General features: G+C 39.1%; 19 protein-coding genes and 1 pseudogene. 5 read left to right on the forward strand and 15 right to left on the reverse strand.

What is annotated here, in order from left to right:
* Positions 1-36: 36 nt before the first annotated feature.
* The 4 genes from AC58DT_RS01570 to AC58DT_RS01585 all read right to left on the reverse strand — a co-directional run bounded on the left by AC58DT_RS01570 (position 37) and on the right by AC58DT_RS01585 (position 3,347).
* Complete coding sequence (locus AC58DT_RS01570; RefSeq protein WP_045080081.1) at positions 37-618, reverse strand: DUF5683 domain-containing protein; 582 nt, start codon at positions 616-618, stop codon at positions 37-39.
* Positions 608-1,507, reverse strand: coding sequence for a ParB/RepB/Spo0J family partition protein (locus tag AC58DT_RS01575; protein ID WP_497215020.1), 900 nt, complete (start codon positions 1,505-1,507; stop codon positions 608-610). Before AC58DT_RS01575 ends, AC58DT_RS01570 begins: the two co-directional genes overlap by 11 nt.
* Entirely contained in the window at positions 1,508-2,278 is a 771-nt protein-coding gene (locus AC58DT_RS01580; protein ID WP_497215021.1) for a ParA family protein, read from the reverse strand.
* A 187-nt stretch (positions 2,279-2,465) separates the two neighbouring features.
* A complete protein-coding gene (locus AC58DT_RS01585; protein WP_497215022.1) occupies positions 2,466-3,347 on the reverse strand; it encodes an SDR family oxidoreductase in 882 nt (293 codons plus the stop codon).
* Positions 3,348-3,535: 188 nt separating this feature from the next.
* On the opposite strand from AC58DT_RS01585, the gene AC58DT_RS01590 reads away from it, so the two are divergent.
* Positions 3,536-4,162: an SDR family oxidoreductase gene (locus tag AC58DT_RS01590; RefSeq protein ID WP_497215023.1), complete on the forward strand. Its 627-nt coding sequence runs from the start codon at positions 3,536-3,538 to the stop codon at positions 4,160-4,162.
* 56 nt (positions 4,163-4,218) lie between these two features.
* Here the strand turns inward: AC58DT_RS01590 and AC58DT_RS01595 are convergent, their stop codons facing one another.
* The 8 genes from AC58DT_RS01595 to AC58DT_RS01630 form a co-directional block, all read right to left on the reverse strand.
* On the reverse strand, positions 4,219-4,902 hold the full coding sequence (locus AC58DT_RS01595) for a 2'-5' RNA ligase family protein (protein ID WP_497215024.1): 684 nt from the start codon (positions 4,900-4,902) through the stop codon (positions 4,219-4,221).
* A 10-nt stretch (positions 4,903-4,912) separates the two neighbouring features.
* Positions 4,913-5,308 (reverse strand): hypothetical protein, encoded by a 396-nt coding sequence (locus tag AC58DT_RS01600; protein WP_497215025.1) that lies wholly within the window; start codon positions 5,306-5,308, stop codon positions 4,913-4,915.
* A 52-nt stretch (positions 5,309-5,360) separates the two neighbouring features.
* Positions 5,361-6,722, reverse strand: coding sequence for an aldehyde dehydrogenase (locus tag AC58DT_RS01605; RefSeq protein ID WP_497215026.1), 1,362 nt, complete (start codon positions 6,720-6,722; stop codon positions 5,361-5,363).
* A 66-nt stretch (positions 6,723-6,788) separates the two neighbouring features.
* A complete protein-coding gene (locus AC58DT_RS01610; RefSeq protein WP_497215027.1) occupies positions 6,789-7,553 on the reverse strand; it encodes a carboxypeptidase-like regulatory domain-containing protein in 765 nt (254 codons plus the stop codon).
* A 26-nt stretch (positions 7,554-7,579) separates the two neighbouring features.
* Positions 7,580-8,200, reverse strand: coding sequence for a GNAT family N-acetyltransferase (locus AC58DT_RS01615; protein ID WP_497215028.1), 621 nt, complete (start codon positions 8,198-8,200; stop codon positions 7,580-7,582).
* A gap of 87 nt (positions 8,201-8,287) precedes the next feature.
* On the reverse strand, positions 8,288-10,105 hold the full coding sequence (locus tag AC58DT_RS01620) for a DEAD/DEAH box helicase (RefSeq protein WP_497215030.1): 1,818 nt from the start codon (positions 10,103-10,105) through the stop codon (positions 8,288-8,290).
* 214 nt (positions 10,106-10,319) lie between these two features.
* Entirely contained in the window at positions 10,320-10,892 is a 573-nt protein-coding gene (locus AC58DT_RS01625; RefSeq protein WP_497215031.1) for a non-canonical purine NTP diphosphatase, read from the reverse strand.
* Between the two features lie 69 nt (positions 10,893-10,961).
* Positions 10,962-11,642, reverse strand: coding sequence for a TrmH family RNA methyltransferase (locus tag AC58DT_RS01630; RefSeq protein WP_497215032.1), 681 nt, complete (start codon positions 11,640-11,642; stop codon positions 10,962-10,964).
* Between the two features lie 130 nt (positions 11,643-11,772).
* On the opposite strand from AC58DT_RS01630, the gene AC58DT_RS01635 reads away from it, so the two are divergent.
* From AC58DT_RS01635 to AC58DT_RS01650, 4 genes are all read left to right on the forward strand, one after another.
* Positions 11,773-12,447, forward strand: a complete 675-nt coding sequence (locus tag AC58DT_RS01635; protein WP_497215320.1) for an SIR2 family NAD-dependent protein deacylase — start codon at positions 11,773-11,775, stop codon at positions 12,445-12,447.
* Positions 12,448-12,452: 5 nt separating this feature from the next.
* On the forward strand, positions 12,453-13,019 hold the full coding sequence (locus AC58DT_RS01640; protein WP_497215033.1) for a hypothetical protein: 567 nt from the start codon (positions 12,453-12,455) through the stop codon (positions 13,017-13,019).
* A 90-nt stretch (positions 13,020-13,109) separates the two neighbouring features.
* Positions 13,110-13,580: a hypothetical protein gene (locus AC58DT_RS01645; protein WP_497215034.1), complete on the forward strand. Its 471-nt coding sequence runs from the start codon at positions 13,110-13,112 to the stop codon at positions 13,578-13,580.
* A gap of 31 nt (positions 13,581-13,611) precedes the next feature.
* Positions 13,612-13,980 carry an iron chaperone gene (locus AC58DT_RS01650; RefSeq protein WP_497215035.1) on the forward strand — a complete coding sequence of 123 codons (369 nt, stop codon included), beginning with the start codon at positions 13,612-13,614 and terminating at the stop codon, positions 13,978-13,980.
* 40 nt (positions 13,981-14,020) lie between these two features.
* Here AC58DT_RS01650 and AC58DT_RS01655 read toward each other — a convergent pair whose 3' ends face one another.
* The 3 genes and pseudogenes from AC58DT_RS01655 to AC58DT_RS01665 all read right to left on the reverse strand — a co-directional run.
* Positions 14,021-14,164, reverse strand: a complete 144-nt coding sequence (locus AC58DT_RS01655; RefSeq protein WP_193392782.1) for a hypothetical protein — start codon at positions 14,162-14,164, stop codon at positions 14,021-14,023.
* 76 nt (positions 14,165-14,240) lie between these two features.
* On the reverse strand, positions 14,241-14,762 hold the full coding sequence (locus AC58DT_RS01660; protein ID WP_497215036.1) for a DUF421 domain-containing protein: 522 nt from the start codon (positions 14,760-14,762) through the stop codon (positions 14,241-14,243).
* 164 nt (positions 14,763-14,926) lie between these two features.
* Positions 14,927-15,991: pseudogene (locus AC58DT_RS01665) on the reverse strand (NAD(P)/FAD-dependent oxidoreductase); the annotation flags it as partial.
* Between the last annotated feature and the right edge of the window lie 35 nt (positions 15,992-16,026).

Here is a 16,026-nt window from a genome sequence, read left to right on the forward strand (position 1 = left end):
TCTTTATTCTCTTTTCTTTATTCTTTATTCTTTCTTCTATTTAAACCGATATGTCAACGACATTCCGTACTGTGGTTTCGCATTGAATTGGTTGTAATCAAAATTGGGTTGTAGTGAAAGGTCCTCGCTTACTTCATACTGTCGCAAATGCGCATCCACATTGGCATCAACTACATTCAGCAAATAAAAAGCCACTGTTACAATTATGCTGATGCTCTTGTTTTTTTGTGCAGATTTTTGGGCATTTATCAATCGGTCGTCAGAAATTCCTTGGAACTCATCATCGTCATAGCCCGCAAGTCTTCGTTTGTAAGCATCTCGAAAACGATCGTATTCATCATCCTGCTGCTTATAGAAGTAAACGCCAGCCGCCATTCCTGCGTAGATAATGGGGATTTTCCAGTATTTTTTATTGTAAACCTGCCCCAGGCCCGGAACCACCGCGGAGTAAAATGCAGCTTTTGCAGGAGCCAAGGGATTGTATTCCTCTTTTGGCAGAATTGAATCATTCACCACAATAACCCTTTCTTCCTTTTTTACAGTTAAAGTATCAGAAGTCTGCGCAAACAGTGCTGTGGCGAAGATTAAAAAAAAAATATTTAGGAAATTATTTTTCACTTTTGATTAGCTTCAAAATACGTTCGAAGTCTTCTTTGTTTTTGAAAGGAACCACAAGTTGTCCTTTTCCCGATTTAGAAACCTTGACCTCTACCGAAGTCTCAAAAAGATCGGACAATTCCTTCTTTGCCTTTTTGGCGAAAGGCGGCGCAGTCGCTTTTTGTGGTTTGGTTTTTTCTTCAGGATTTTTATAACCCCGTACCAAGGCCTCGGTGTCGCGAACCGATAGGCTTTGGCTTAAAATCTTTTCGTAAATATCCAGTTGGTCGTTTAAATCTTCAACGTTTATCAACGCTCTTCCGTGGCCCATCGTGATAAAACCGTCGCGCATTCCGGTTTGGATAATTGGGTCTAGTTTCAGTAAACGTAAATAGTTGGCGATTGTGGAACGGTTCTTCCCTACCCTGTCGCTCAGCTCTTCCTGGGTAACGTTTATTTCCTCGATCAATCGTTGGTAGGAAAGCGCGATTTCAATGGGGTCCAAATCCTGACGTTGGATGTTTTCCACCAAAGCCATTTCCAAGGATTCTTGGTCATTCGCAATACGAATATAAGCTGGAATAGTTTCCAAGCCAACCAGTTTTGAAGCGCGAAAACGGCGCTCGCCACTTACCAATTGATATTTGTTGAAATCCAGTTTCCGAACCGTGATGGGCTGGATAACGCCCAATTCTTTGATAGAAGAAGCCAATTCGCGAAGCGATTCTTCGTTAAAACTGGTTCGTGGCTGAAATGGGTTTACTTCAATACTGCCTAATTCCAGCTCTACAATGCTGCCCACAACCTTGTCGGCATTCTTGTCTGCAACAGATTTTATATCGTTGGACGGGTCTTTCAAAAGTGCTGAAAGTCCGCGGCCGAGGGCTTGTTTTTTGGTCGCTTTCGCCATTTATTCTTTTTCGTTTTTCTTAATTAATTCGTGCGCCAAACTTAAGTAATTATCGGCTCCTTTGCTAGCTGCATCGTAACTGATAATGCTTTCTCCATAACTGGGCGCTTCACTTAAACGCACATTTCGCTGAATGATTGTTTCAAAAACCATTTCGTCAAAATGCTTTTTCACCTCATCCACCACTTGGTTTGAAAGGCGTAGGCGCTGGTCGTACATAGTCAACAACAGACCTTCAATATCGAGGTTTACGTTGTGAATTTTTTGGACACTTTTAATGGTGTTCAAAAGTTTTCCAAGTCCTTCCAAAGCGAAGTATTCACACTGAATAGGAATAATTACGGAATCCGCTGCTGTTAGGGCATTCAATGTAAGCAATCCCAACGATGGCGCGCAATCTATGAGAATATAGTCATAATCTGCCTTTAAGCCTTCTATGGCCCTTCTCAGCATATACTCGCGGTTTTCCACATCTACCAATTCAATCTCGATAGCCACCAAATCTATGTGGGAGGGTATCAAATCTAAATTAGGTGAATTTGTGGAAACAATGGCTTGCTTTGCCGTGGCACTGTGCTCAAGTAATTGGTATGTTCCAACTTCAACACTTTCCACATCAATACCTAAGCCTGAAGTGGCGTTGGCCTGTGGATCAGCATCTATGAGTAAAACCTTTTTCTCCAAAACGCCCAATGAGGCCGCTAAATTTACTGAGGTCGTGGTCTTGCCCACGCCTCCTTTTTGGTTTGCAATTGCAATTATTTTACCCATTAATTTGCTTGAAATTTTAGCAGTTAAAAGTACAATTAATTATGTGGATAGAAAATCATTTTTGTTAACAGGAAGTAAACAATGACCCTGCGGGAAAATTCCAAATTTTGAAATCCCAAATTCCAAATAAATATCAATATTTAAAAAACAAAATTCAACTTCCTTGGAATTTGGTGCTTGGGTTTTGTTATTTAGATTTTTTCTCTCGTATCATCGCCTCCAGCATATCCCACATTTGCTGTGGAACCTCTTCCAAAAGATTCATCTGTCCGGCACCTTTTAGCCATTCGCCGCCGTCAATTACTACTACTTCGCCATTTATATATGCTGAAAAATCGGAAACGAGATATGCTGCAAGATTAGCGAGTTCTTGGTGTTCACCGACACGTTTCACGGGAACTTTTTTTGCGGGATCGAATTTTTCTTTCAAATCGCCCGGCAGCAGTCTGTCCCAAGCGCCTTTTGTGGGGAAAGGCCCAGGAGCGATGGCGTTAAAACGAATTCCGTATTTTGCCCATTCAACGGCCAAAGACCGTGTCATTGCCAATACACCCGCTTTTGCTGTAGCACTCGGCACCACATACGCAGAACCGGTAAAAGCATACGTTGTAACAATATTCAAAACGGTTTTATTTGTTTCCTTTTTTTCAATCCAATGCTTTCCAAAGGCAAGGGTACAATTTTTTGTTCCTTTTAAAACAATATCGATAATTGTATCAAACGCATTGGCAGAAAGTCTTTCGGTAGGTGAAATGAAATTGCCTGCGGCATTGTTCAGCAATACATCAACGGTTCCAAATTCCTTTACGGAAGCTTCCACCATTGCTTCAACTTCTTCATAATTGCGCACATCGCATTGTAGCGGTAAAACTTTTCCGCCCGTTGCGGTTTCCAGTTCTTCTTTTACAGTTTGCAATTTTTCAAGGTTTCGGGAAGTGATGACCACATTGGCACCAAGTTCCAAAAAGTAGGTTGTCATTGCTTTTCCGAGACCGCTCCCACCGCCGGTTACTACAATTGTTTTTCCTTTTAGCGCATCGTCGCGAAGCATTTTTGAAGTATAATCCATGAAATAATTTTATTTGTTTGTAAAGATAAGCAGTAAAGTTAGGAATGAATAATTAGTTGGAAAGAATTAACCACATTGAGCACCTCTTCATTTTCCTAAAGTTAACAAAGCCATAAAAGATGACTTTTGGAGGGTTAAAGGTTGTGAAAAATTAGATAGTTACAGTTTAGAAAAGATATATTTAAACTATGGAAAAAATATTAGTAGCAGGTGCAAACGGCACCACGGGAAAAAAGGTAATTTCAATTTTAAAGCAATCAAAAAAATATAAGCCGGTTGCGATGGTTCGGAAAGAAGAGCAGGTTTCACAATTTCAGAATGAGGGCGTGGAAACCATTTTGGCAGATCTTGAAAAGGATGTGAGCCAAACCACAAATGGTATTGATAAGGTAATTTTTGCAGCGGGTTCCGGAGGTAAAAAAGTAAAAGAAGTAGATCAGGAAGGTGCCAAAAAGTTGATGGACGCAGCAAAGGAAAAAGGCGTGAAAAAGTTTGTTATGCTAAGTTCCATGGGGGCTGACAATCCCGAGGAAGCTGATGAAATACAGGAATACCTTAAAGCAAAACACAACGCCGATGAATATTTAAAACAATTGGGGATTCAATATAGCATAGTGCGCCCCGGATCACTGAACAACGATGACGGCAAAGGAAAAATTGAACTCGATAACAAATTGAATAAGCGCGGGGAAATTCCGCGAATGGATGTAGCCGAAACCCTTGTTGGAGCGCTGGATGATACCATCGGAAAAAACAAAACCTTTGAGATTTTAGGAGGCGAGGTTTATATTAAAGCTGCGCTGGAAAAGATTTAATAGCCGCTATTGAATATTTTAAAAAAGCACCTTTTGAAAGGTGCTTTTTTAATGAACTATTTCGATTCCCAAAGTAGTTTTTGTGCGGTACCGTGATCGCCCAGTTGGTACACACTTAAAGATTCAGCCTTAAACTGAATTGGTTTGAAAACTTGTAGTGCCAAGCTGTCCAAAAGTGTGGTTTGGGCTACTCCAAGACTAATGTGTGGATCAAAATTTTCAAAACTGTGCTTTTCTACAAATTCTGGAACGTAGCTTAAGGTAGATTCACTTATTGGGCTGCCGTCTGGGTTTTGGACAAATGATTTTTCGGAACCGTTTTTGACTATAAATGGTTTTACCAACTCGATTACTTTTTGGTGAAGCTGCAATAGCTGTTCATTTTTTTCAATAGCGATCATTGAAAAACTTTCCTCTTTTTCGCTGTAATAAAAAAGGCTTTCCGCTTTTAAGGAATCATTTTTTATGGTGTTGAAAAGACCTTCCAAAGCCCCGTTCACTTTTGGCAAATCTTCTACATTTATAAAACATTGCAACAGCGTGATGTGCGGCACATGGTTTTTATCAAGTTTTATGGTTTCGGGATTACTTTGATTTATAAGGGAATTAAGCTGAAGTGACTGTGCGTACATTTCTTCCGAAGGAATTAAGAGCATATCGATTGCGATTATGTTTTGCTTTTTTGGCGCACACGAAAAAATCCCCAAACTAGTAGCGAGTAAAATTATATATTTCTTCATAGTAAATGCTTTAATCATAATACCAAATACTTCTCTTGGATATCACTAAAGTATCTATGTCATAATATACCTCAAATGATTCCCAAGCAAAATCTGATATTTCATATTTTCCATCTGTGGAATATTTTTCGTAAAATATAAATTCTTTCTTTATAAAGTCATCCGTATAACCAATAGATTCACCTGAATTTATAGGGTTTCCTAATAGGTTTTTAACCTGTGCTTTGTTCATTCCCATTTCTACTTTATCAAAGTTTTCTATTGAAAAATCATTTGCAAACCTTGTGTCAATGTGTGGATAAAAAATATTATAATTTTCAAAACCTATAAAAAAATACAATGTGATTATTGCGGAAATAAAAAAAATAGGAAGAGAGATTGCAAGGAATAAATCGAGTTTTTTCATTCAAAAAAATAATCAAGTTCTATTATGAAAACTTAAAAATTTTAAAATTATTTCAAAACTTCAAAAACCACCGCATCAACTTCAATCGAAACGGTGTGTGTGGATAGTAACGAATTGAAGGATCCAGCCAAGTGGGTTTGTCCATCACGCTTTTATAATGGGTAAAGGCTTTGAAACCGGCTTCTCCATGATAGTTGCCGATACCGCTTTGGCCCACGCCGCCAAAAGGCAGGTTTGAATTGCTAATGTGCATCACGGTTTCATTGATTGCCCCACCGCCAAAGGATATCTCTTTTAATACTTTCTTCTTTATGGAACTACTCTTTGTGAAGAGATAACAAGACAACGGTTTGGGAAGACTATTCACTTTAACAATAGCCTCTTCAATAGTTTCATAAGTTATTACGGGCAGGATGGGGCCAAAAATTTCCTCTTGCATCACCGCATCATCCATAGTTACGTTTTGTAGAATAGTGGGCTGAATGTAGCGGGTTTCCTTGTGGGTTTGGCCGCCATAATATACTTTTTCAGGAACCAACATCTTTGTGAGGCGCTCAAAATTATCATCATTAATTATTTGAAGATAATTATCGTTTTCAAAAGCAAAGTGCTGGCTGATGATTTCCTTTTGGGCCTGTTGGAGGAATTGTTGCTCAATGCTTTTGTGGACCAGGACATAGTCCGGAGCAATACAGGTTTGGCCTGCGTTCAGAAATTTCCCCCAAACCAATCGCTTTACCGAAACTTTTAAATTACAGCTTTCAGTAACTATGGCCGGGCTTTTTCCTCCGAGTTCCAAGGTTACTGGGGTTAAGTTTTCGGCAGCGGCTTTGTAAACAATTTTGCCCACTTTGGTACTGCCGGTAAAAAATATTTTGTCAAAATTCTGCTTCAATAATTCTTGGGTTTCTTCTACCCCGCCCTCAACCACGATAAAATACGCTGGGTCGAAATTTTCCTTTACAATTTTCGCCATAGCAGCGGCAGTATTTGAGGGCAGCTCACTGGGTTTTAATATTACTGTGTTTCCAGCGGTGATTGCTGCAATAACTGGAGCGAAGGAAAGTTGGTAGGGATAGTTCCACGCCCCAATAACCAAGCATACACCCAAAGGCTCCGGAATTATATAACTGGAAGCAGGAAAATTGAGGATGCTTGTGGAAACGGGTTTTGTGCGTGCCCACTTGAAAGTATTACTGCGGGCTTCTTTAATGTCTTTATAAAGCAGTGAAAGTTCAGTAGTGTAATTGTCAAACTCAGATTTTTTAAAGTCTTTATAAATGGCTTCGTGAAGTAGGGATTCGTTTTTCTCCAAAGCCTGCTGAAGAATTTTTAATTGTTTTCTTCTAAAGTGAATATTTTTGGTGGCGTGCGTATTGAAAAAATTGCGTTGGGCAGTGATAATTTCTTTCATAGAATCAATTTTCACTAAAAATACTTTTAATGAAATTGATTGAAGTTAAAAAAAGTAGAAAAATTATTACTTCTCCCTATTTAAAATTTTGTATTCTTCGTAACAGCCACTAATGGCATCGAGAATCTGAAGGTCATTGGCGGTACGGATAAAATCTTTGGAATAGCTACATTTGTTCAGTATTTCGTCAATATCGGCACGTTCCAGTTGGAGTACCGCCATTAAGGTTTCACGGTCAAATTTGCTTTGCAGAAGGTTTCGTATTTCATCATCTTCCTTCATCTGCCGGAGTTTGCGCATTTGTTTCGGGCGCTTTCCGAAGACATTGTAGAGAAAATCTGCTGGATTGAATATGGAGCTTAAAACTTTACTGACTGCACCTGGCTGGTTGCTTCCGCCTTCGTACCCTGTATTTAGACCTGAAATTCGGTAGCGGTAATTATCGTAAATGGGGATTAGCTTTGCGTCAATCTCTACATAACCTGTAAGTTGAACCGGCTTTACCACTACTTCTTCGAGAGCGATGCCCAATTCAGTCATTTTTACCTTTATATCGCCAAATTTCAACCAGTCATTGGTAACCCGAACCCGCAGGGATTTAAAGCCCAGATAGGAAAAATATAGCGTGTCATTTACCGCAGCCTTAATTGCAAACTCACCTTTTTCATTGGTAGTTGTTCCCTTTACTTGGTTAAGGTTTACAATGTTTACATTTTCCAAAACATTGTCATTTGCATCGTTCATTACGGTACCTTTTATTATTGTATCGTCCTGGGCAAAGGAGTTTGCAACCGTAAAAACCAGGGCAATAAGTAGGAATATTTTTTTCATATAATGTTTCAATATACGGAAAAATTTCACTGAGGCGAAACCTTTCTTTCGTTTTCAATTTTAGCTTTTAATTTGTCCTTAACACAGCCAAACCATTCTTCTTTTAGGATACTGAGAACGATACTGTCCCTTCTCCCCTTTGGCGCCGCACAGTTGCTACGCAAGATGCCTTCAACGGTGCAACCTATGCTTTTCATTGCGGCAATGCTACGTTGGTTTGTGGCATCTGCACGAAACTCAACACGGTCAAGTTTTAACGTTTCAAAGGCGAATTCCAGCATTAGCATCTTACAGTGCTTATTGAGCCCTGTGCCCTGAAATTCCTTGCCGTACCAAGTGTAACCCAATTGAACAGTATTGTGGTTTTTTTGAAAATCATAAAAGCGTGTGCTGCCTGCAATTTGCAGGGTGCGTTTGTCGAAAACAATAAAGGGGTATGCAGTTTCTTCTTTTCTTCCGCGTAAGGCGAAGTCTATATAGCTTTTTAAATTCTCCAAACCATCGGCTGGTTGGAGGGAATATTTCCAAAGCTCAGGCTGTTTTTCGGAAAAGCGAAGCAGCAAATCCAAGTCTTTATGGTGTAGGGGACTGAGCCGCACACGGTCGTTTTCCAGTATGTATTCCTGCAGAAAGTTGAAGGTTTGCATAAACTTTAAAAAAACGGGCCTCGATTAAAGGCCCGTAAATATACTTATATAGACGTTAAAGTAGTGCTAAAGTTTAATTATTCAGAATTATCCTTTTCTTCGGCGTCTTCCTCCTGTGCCTTTTGCGTCTGGACGAGGCGCACCCCTTCGGCTTTTACCTTTGAATTTTGGCTTGTCGCTGCCACCTTCAAAACCGCCACTGCGCTTTTTGAAACCTCCTTTTCTTCCGCCGCCGTCGCCACGATCATTTCTATCGCCTCTTCTTCTACCGCGATCGCGTCCGCCGCCGCCACTTCTACCTTTGCTGCGGCCTGTGTCTTTGGATATCTCAATATTAATCTGTCTTCCGTCAAGTTTAAAATCCTTGAAAATACCCATCACCAATTCTTGGTGCGTGGTATCGGTATTGAAAAAAGAGAAACTATCTTTAACGTCAACTTTATAAACATCATCCTTCCCAAGTTGCAACAAATCGCGAAGAAAATCCTTAAGGCTCATCCAATCGAAATCGTCTTTGCTACCGATATTTATGAAATAGCGCGTACTGTCCTTTGCATCTTCATCAGAAAAATTGCGCTCGCCTGAAATATTTAGGTCTTTACTGTTTTTATAGTAATTCAAGAAACGTGTAAACTCTACAGAGAAAACTTTTTTAATAAGTTCTTCCTTAGAGAAATCTTCCAATACTTCGTTTATGTTTGGAAGATAAGGATTGATTTCAGGGTTAATCTCGGTATCCTTGATACTGTTCGCCAAATGAAACATTTGCACTTCGCAGATTTCCATACCTGAAGGTATTTCTTTTGCGACAAACTGCTTTTGGATAATTTTTTCAATGCTTTTTATTTTCCGAACTTCACTTTTTGAAACAATAACGATGGAAACACCCGTTTTACCGGCACGTCCCGTACGTCCACTTCGGTGGGTGTAGGTTTCAATTTCGTCTGGAAGCTGGTAATTTATAACGTGCGTAATATCATCTACGTCAATTCCACGGGCGGCAACATCTGTTGCTACAAGCATTTGAATTTGACGGTTTCTGAAAGATTTCATCACCAAATCACGTTGGTTCTGACTTAAATCTCCGTGTATTGCTGCGGCATTGTAACCATCTTCAATAAGTTGTTCCGCAACTTTCTGGGTGTCGCGTTTTGTTCGGCAAAAAACTACGGAGAAAATGTCTGGATTTGCATCAGCCAAACGCTTTAAGGCATTGTAACGATCGCGTGCGTTCACCAAATAATATTCATGCGAAACTTGGTCAGACCCCACGTTCTTTGTTCCCACAGTGATTTCCACAGGGGTATGCATAAATTTCTTTGCAATAGTAGAAACCTCTTTTGGCATAGTCGCACTGAAAAGCCAGGTACTTTTCTCCTTTGGCGAATGCGAAAGGATTTCAGTGATGTCTTCATAAAAGCCCATATTGAGCATTTCATCTGCCTCATCGAGAACGCAGTATTCAATTTTTGAAATATCTACTAGTCCGCGACCGATCATATCTTTCATTCTTCCCGGAGTTGCAACAACGATCTGCGAACCTTTTTTGATTTGGCGGGCTTGGTCTGTAATACTTGCTCCTCCATAAATGGCGGTAACGTTAAGCCCTGGCAAATATTTGCCGTAAGCAATCATTTCATTTGTAATCTGAAGACAAAGTTCACGCGTTGGCGAAAGGATAAGCCCTTGGGTCGTGCGGCTTTTCACGTCAATTTTTTGCAACATTGGAAAACCAAATGCGGCGGTTTTTCCCGTTCCAGTCTGGGCTAAGGAAACCATGTCGGTTTCACGCTCTAAAAGGATTGGGATTGCTTTTTCTTGTACTTCCGAAGGGGTTTCAAAACCCATGTCGGCGATGGCCTTTAGAAGATTTTCTTCCAAGCCGAGTGCTTTAAATGCTGTCATTTTATGTAATAATTGTTTTTATATGTGTGCTAATGGGAAGCTACTGGACATATAAAAAACGGACAGCTTCAATATAACACTCCTCACCCTGAGGATTTTTCCCGAAAAACAAAAGCTATTGGCAATTGATTTTTCAAGGGCGCAAAAGTAGGTTAAAGTTTTCAGCTGGCAGTGGCAGTTGGCATTTTTTTATGAAATATTAAAAAATCTTAAATTATTTAGAGAGATAATCAATCAACTGCCGCATGGCCTTTCCGCGGTGGCCTATTTCGCTTTTTTGGGTGAGCGTCATTTCGGCGAAGGTTTTATCGAAGCCTTTGGGTTGAAAAACCGGGTCATAGCCAAAACCTGAATCGCCACGGGATTCTTTAAGTATTTCACCCTCGCAAATGCCCAAAAACATAATTTCCTCGTGTTCCATATTTAAAGCAATTGCGGTTTTGAATCTTGCCGAACGGTCTTGTTTGCCTTCCAAATTTTTCAAAAGCTTTTGAATGTTTGCAGCAGAATCGTGCGAAACGCCAGCATAGCGGGCGCTGTAAACGCCAGGCTCGTTGTTTAGGGATTTTACTTCCAAGCCGGTATCATCCGCAAAACAGTTTAAATTGTATTTATTGCGAACGTAATTCGCCTTTAAAATTGCGTTGCCCTCAATGGTGTTTGCCGTTTCTTCAATGTTTTCGCTGCAACCAATATCATCCAAACTGAGCAATTCAATGTGGTGCGGAAGCATAGCTTTTACTTCTGCGAATTTGTTTTTGTTGTGGGTTGCGAAGACGAGTTTCATTTTGATTTACGATTTACGATTTTTTATATTTTTTATTTGTCATCCTGAGCTCAGTCGAAGGATTGAATTTTATTTGGAATTTGGGCTTTGTAAATTGGGATTTTCAGAATAATATCTTTCAATAATTTCCTCCGAAGCTTTAATTGTTTTTTTCATCCATTCCATTTCAATTTCAAATTTTTCTGCCCCGGAAAGTTGCCAGCTTACAGTGCTCTGCTTCATTTTTGAAACCACACTCTGCAGAATAATCGCTGCGGAAACCGAAATATTCAAACTCTCTGTAAAACCGTACATCGGGATTTTTAGAAAACCATCGGCGGCATTCATCACCGTATCGCTTAGTCCATCGCTTTCTTTTCCGAAGAAAAAAGCACTTTTATTTGAAACGTCAAATTCGTGAAGCATAGTAGAATTATCGTGCGGCGTGGTAGCAATAATTTGATAGCCTGAATTCTTCAGATTCTTAATGCAATCGGTAATGGAGTGGTACCGATTCAGGCTTACCCATTTTTGGGCACCCATCGCAATTTCCTTATCTACGCGTTTTCCCAAGCGTTCTTCAACTACGTGCAAATCCTGAATACCAAAAACATCACAAGTTCGCATCACAGCGCTGGTGTTGTGAAGCTGGTAAACGTCTTCGGTTGCCACGGTGAAATGTCGTGTACGCTCAGACAGCACTTTTTTGAATAAGGCGGTTCTTCGCTCGGTGAGATAGGCTTGTAAATATTGAAACAATGCTAAATCCAAGTTGGAAAAGTTATTGAGTTATTAAATTATAGAGTTTCTTTTGATTTCAATTTTGCTAAGATAAAAGTTATGGATTAATCGCCCTTTCAATAAACCACAATTTTAAATAACTTAGTACCCCAATAACTTAATAATGAAAATAACAGTATTAACAGGCGCAGGTGTGAGCGCAGAAAGTGGTATAAAAACCTTTAGGGACAGCAACGGGCTTTGGGAAGGTCACGATGTAATGGAGGTTGCATCGCCTGAAGGTTTTAAAAGAAACCCGGAAGCAGTACTGGATTTTTACAATCAGCGCCGAAGACAGCTATTAACGGTTCAGCCTAACGCTGCGCACTGTGCTTTGGCAGAACTTGAAAAAACACACGATGTTACCATTATTACACAAAATGTGGACGATCTGCACGAACGCGCCGGAAGTACAAAAGTGATTCATCTTCACGGTGAATTGTTGAAAGTGAGAAGCACGTTTGATGAAGATTTAATTTTGGACTGGAGAGAAGATTTGAATTTGGGTGATTTCTGCGAGCATAACCACCAACTCCGCCCACATATAGTTTGGTTCGGCGAAATGGTGCCCATGATTGAAATTGCTACTGAAGTTGTAGAGCAAGCAGATGCCGTTCTAATTATAGGCACCTCGATGCAAGTCTATCCCGCAGCAGGTTTGGTTCAATATGCCAAGCCAAATGCCCAGATCTATTTTGTGGATCCAAAGCCATCCATTTCTGAAAGCAAAAACATTACGGTTTTTGCTGAGAAAGCTTCTATTGGCGTTCCAAAAGTTGTTGAACTTCTGAAATAAAAATTATGCTGCCTGAAGATTTAAAACAAAAATTGATGGAGGTTGACAGCAGTCGGAATAAAAGGCACGAGGTTGCCTTTTGGATTACCAAAAAAACCCATTATGTTCGGGAAACACTGCAATGGTGCTTTACTGAGGAAAGTGAACTCTTGGTCCAATCTGCTTGGGTGTTGGAAATTATTTGTGAATACAAAGCAAAAAACTTCTTTAAATACATGCACGTGTTTTTTGAAAAACTGCCCACAATCAAAAATGATTCGGCATTGCGCTCCTGTGCAAAAATTTGCGAAATGCTTTGCCATTACCATTTTATGAAAGGCCTTGGGATATTTTATGAGGTTTTAAACAAAAATGAAAGAAAAATTATAACAGAGTGCTGCTTTGATTGGCTCATTACAGATCAGAAAGTAGCCTGCCAGGCTCCCGCTATGCAATGCCTCTATTATTTGGGATGGGATAATGACAAAAAATGGATTTATCCTGAGTTAAAAAACATTCTCATAGAAAATGCGCCGCAAAAAAGTGCTGGCTATCAGGCACGAGCCAGAAAGATCTTGAAACGTATTTCTTAATTTTTTTTTAAAGATTGTTAAAATGTTTTGGGGCAGACCAAAAAGAGTGAATATTTTTTTAGTTTTATGCAACTTTAAAATCAAAACCAAATGAATTATAAATTTCTACTTATTCCTGTTTTCTCTTTAATTATGGCGGTTTCCTGTAAAGACGCAAACAAGGAGGTTATTGAACCCACAGTACCTGCCGAAACAAAGACAACCATAGAATACAATGAAAACCGTTTGGATACTGTTTCCAAACAAACCGATGAAAATGATACCTTTAGAGGTGGGGGCACCGATCCTTTTTGGAGCGTTCAATTTTCCAAAGGAAAAATTCATTTTAAAGCGCCCGGAGCATCCTTAAAATCTTTTGTCGCTCCAATACCAGAGCCAGAAATTTCTGGAAATTCCAAAAAATATATAGCACAATCGCACAGAGTTCTTATGGAGGTTTTAATAACCGAAGAGGAGTGTATAGACACCAAAAGTTCAAAGAAAAGCTCGCACAAAGTAAAAGTTTCTATTAAACCTAAGTCCGAGACAGACTTTAACATTTTTGAGGGCTGCGGATCGTAGTTTCATAATTTCAGCAAAAGCGAAAAGAGAAATGCAACCAGGCTTTACAAATATTGAGGAGTATATTGGTCTCTTTCCCGAAAGTACCCAAAAGAAGCTTTCTCAATTATATTCCTTCATTAAAAAAATTGTTCCTACAGCCGAAGTAACAATAAGCTATGGTATGCCTGCATTTAAACTCCACGGAAAACCATTGGTATATTTTGCTGGATATAAAAACCATATTGGCTTATACGCACTTCCATCGGGAAATAAAGCTTTTCAAAAAGAAATTTCGAACTATAAAACCGGAAAGGGCTCTGTACAGTTTCCGATAAATGAGGAACTGCCGTGGCAATTGATAGAACAAATTGTAAAATATAGAGTAAACGAAGTGGAGCTCAATAAAAAAACGCCATAGAACTATAAGCTCTATGGCGTTTTTTGAAACCTAAATTTTATTAAGCCGTATCTCTCGGCTGATGTTTTTCCTTTCTTTCCTTCTCTTGGTAATTAATGTCTTTTCCTTGAGTAGCACTCTTATTTATAGCCTGCTCTTTTTTACTTTGCTTTTCCTGTTCTAAGTTTTTTTCATTCTTTTCCATAATTCTTATTTTTTGTTGAATTGATAAATTACACAACAATTGGCAGGCAATCAAAATTTTAAAACAGAATTAACAACTAACGGTCCACTCCTTTAAGTAACCAATCTTCCACCTCTACATCTTCATCTTTAGTATGAAGCACTGCAATGTCGCCAGTACATTCAAATATTACCGCGCGCACTTGTGAGAGTTCCAAAACATTGGCCTCTCTCAATTTTGAGCGTAGATCGGCTTCAGTCACGCGGGCTTTTTTCAAATTATTGTGAAGAATTTCTTTTCCATCCATTAAAAGCAGGGGTTCGTTGTCTATTAATTTTTGAACAAACTTAAACCGCCGCATCATTGCAACTGAAATCTGAAGCACATAAACCGCTGCCAGCCCCACAACGCCCTGTAACAAACTCACTGATTTTGACAAAACCGTGGTGGCGATGATGGAACCTATGGCAACCGTCATTGCGAAATCAAAACTGCTCATTTTTGAAAAACTTCGTTTACCTGCCAGTCTGGTAAATAAAATTGTTGCGATGTATATTCCAATTGCTGTTAAAACAATTGCTATTATTGATGTAGTAGATGCTTCAAACCATTTAATCATTTTTTTTGTTTTAAATTAATATTAAACTTTTATCTGTTGAATTTATAATACTCCAAATAAGGATGCGGAGTTTTATTTATGGAATGAACAATTGCGTCCATGCCCATAACGCTGAAGGTAATACCATTACCACCAAAACCTAAAATGTAATGCTCATTCTTTTTAGGATCTGGTTTTCCGAAATAAGGTAGACTATCCTTAGTTTCACCAAATGTGCCCGCCCAAGAATAATCCAACGTAAAAGGTATATTTGGGAAGCACTTTTTAAAACTTTTCACCAGCTCTTTTTCTTTTTTAGGAAGCAGGGCATCGCGACGAGCAGCATTTTTGAACTCCCTATCGCCTCCGCCCATTACAATCCGGCCATCATCAGTACTTCTGAAATATAAATAGGGAGCATCCGTGTTCCAATAAATCCTTTTTATAAATCCCTTGGGAATTTTATCAAATGCCTCTGATGCCAAAGCAAAGGTGCTTTTTAATTCAACAATATTTTCACCAACCGTTTCGGTACTCTCGTAGCCTGTGCAATGCACCACATCGTTTATTTCAATATTGAAACCATTTTTGGTTTCAGCAATTAGCTTTTCATGCTTGGATTTTATTTTCTCAATCTCGGTACGATCGTAAATTTCCAGACCTTTAGCGGCGCAATATTCCAAAAGAGCATTCGCTAATTTATATACATCCATTACCGCCCCAGATTTTGATTCAATAGCCGCATAAGCTTTTAGACCCAACTTTTCCACCTCATCTTTCGTAAGCCATTTCACCTTAAAACCATGATTCTTCCTGGCTTCAAATTCATCTTTTAAAAAAGAGATATCATTTTTTGAGGAAGCAAAATAGACGCTGTATTTTTCCTGAAAACCACAATCTGCTTTAATTTCTTTTATAATCTTCTTTAAATCGGTAATTGCCTTTTCACAGTTTTGATAACTTGAAACTGCGCAAGTTAACCCCACTTGCTCTATTAATTTATGTAATGGAACATCAATTTCATATTGCAACATAGAAGTGCTCGCAGCGGTGCTTCCGTTACACACATCGCGCCGGTCCACCATTACAACTTTTTTTTCTTCGTTGATTAGCTTATAGGCCATTAGTGCTCCCGTGATACCTGCACCTATTATTAAAACTTCGGAAGAAATATCATTTTTAAGTGAAGGATAACTTTGCGGTAATGAATTTTTAATAAGCCAAAAAGGCTCGTTAGAACGAACGTCCATAAATTTTTATTGAAATTTAATCATTATGCACTATC

This window comes from Aequorivita sp. CRS11 (assembly GCF_059693805.1).

Bases quoted from the DNA above. Each gene is read 5' to 3' on its own strand.
- AC58DT_RS01575 (WP_497215020.1), bottom strand. From the start codon at position 1,507: ATGGCGAAAGCGACCAAAAAACAAGCCCTCGGCCGCGGACTTTCAGCA.
- AC58DT_RS01580 (WP_497215021.1), bottom strand. From the start codon at position 2,278: ATGGGTAAAATAATTGCAATTGCAAACCAAAAAGGAGGCGTGGGCAAG.
- AC58DT_RS01585 (WP_497215022.1), bottom strand. From the start codon at position 3,347: ATGGATTATACTTCAAAAATGCTTCGCGACGATGCGCTAAAAGGAAAA.
- AC58DT_RS01590 (WP_497215023.1), top strand. From the start codon at position 3,536: ATGGAAAAAATATTAGTAGCAGGTGCAAACGGCACCACGGGAAAAAAG.
- AC58DT_RS01595 (WP_497215024.1), bottom strand. From the start codon at position 4,902: ATGAAGAAATATATAATTTTACTCGCTACTAGTTTGGGGATTTTTTCG.
- AC58DT_RS01600 (WP_497215025.1), bottom strand. From the start codon at position 5,308: ATGAAAAAACTCGATTTATTCCTTGCAATCTCTCTTCCTATTTTTTTT.
- AC58DT_RS01605 (WP_497215026.1), bottom strand. From the start codon at position 6,722: ATGAAAGAAATTATCACTGCCCAACGCAATTTTTTCAATACGCACGCC.
- AC58DT_RS01610 (WP_497215027.1), bottom strand. From the start codon at position 7,553: ATGAAAAAAATATTCCTACTTATTGCCCTGGTTTTTACGGTTGCAAAC.
- AC58DT_RS01615 (WP_497215028.1), bottom strand. From the start codon at position 8,200: ATGCAAACCTTCAACTTTCTGCAGGAATACATACTGGAAAACGACCGT.
- AC58DT_RS01620 (WP_497215030.1), bottom strand. From the start codon at position 10,105: ATGACAGCATTTAAAGCACTCGGCTTGGAAGAAAATCTTCTAAAGGCC.
- AC58DT_RS01625 (WP_497215031.1), bottom strand. From the start codon at position 10,892: ATGAAACTCGTCTTCGCAACCCACAACAAAAACAAATTCGCAGAAGTA.
- AC58DT_RS01640 (WP_497215033.1), top strand. From the start codon at position 12,453: ATGCTGCCTGAAGATTTAAAACAAAAATTGATGGAGGTTGACAGCAGT.
- AC58DT_RS01645 (WP_497215034.1), top strand. From the start codon at position 13,110: ATGAATTATAAATTTCTACTTATTCCTGTTTTCTCTTTAATTATGGCG.
- AC58DT_RS01650 (WP_497215035.1), top strand. From the start codon at position 13,612: ATGCAACCAGGCTTTACAAATATTGAGGAGTATATTGGTCTCTTTCCC.
- AC58DT_RS01655 (WP_193392782.1), bottom strand. From the start codon at position 14,164: ATGGAAAAGAATGAAAAAAACTTAGAACAGGAAAAGCAAAGTAAAAAA.
- AC58DT_RS01660 (WP_497215036.1), bottom strand. From the start codon at position 14,762: ATGATTAAATGGTTTGAAGCATCTACTACATCAATAATAGCAATTGTT.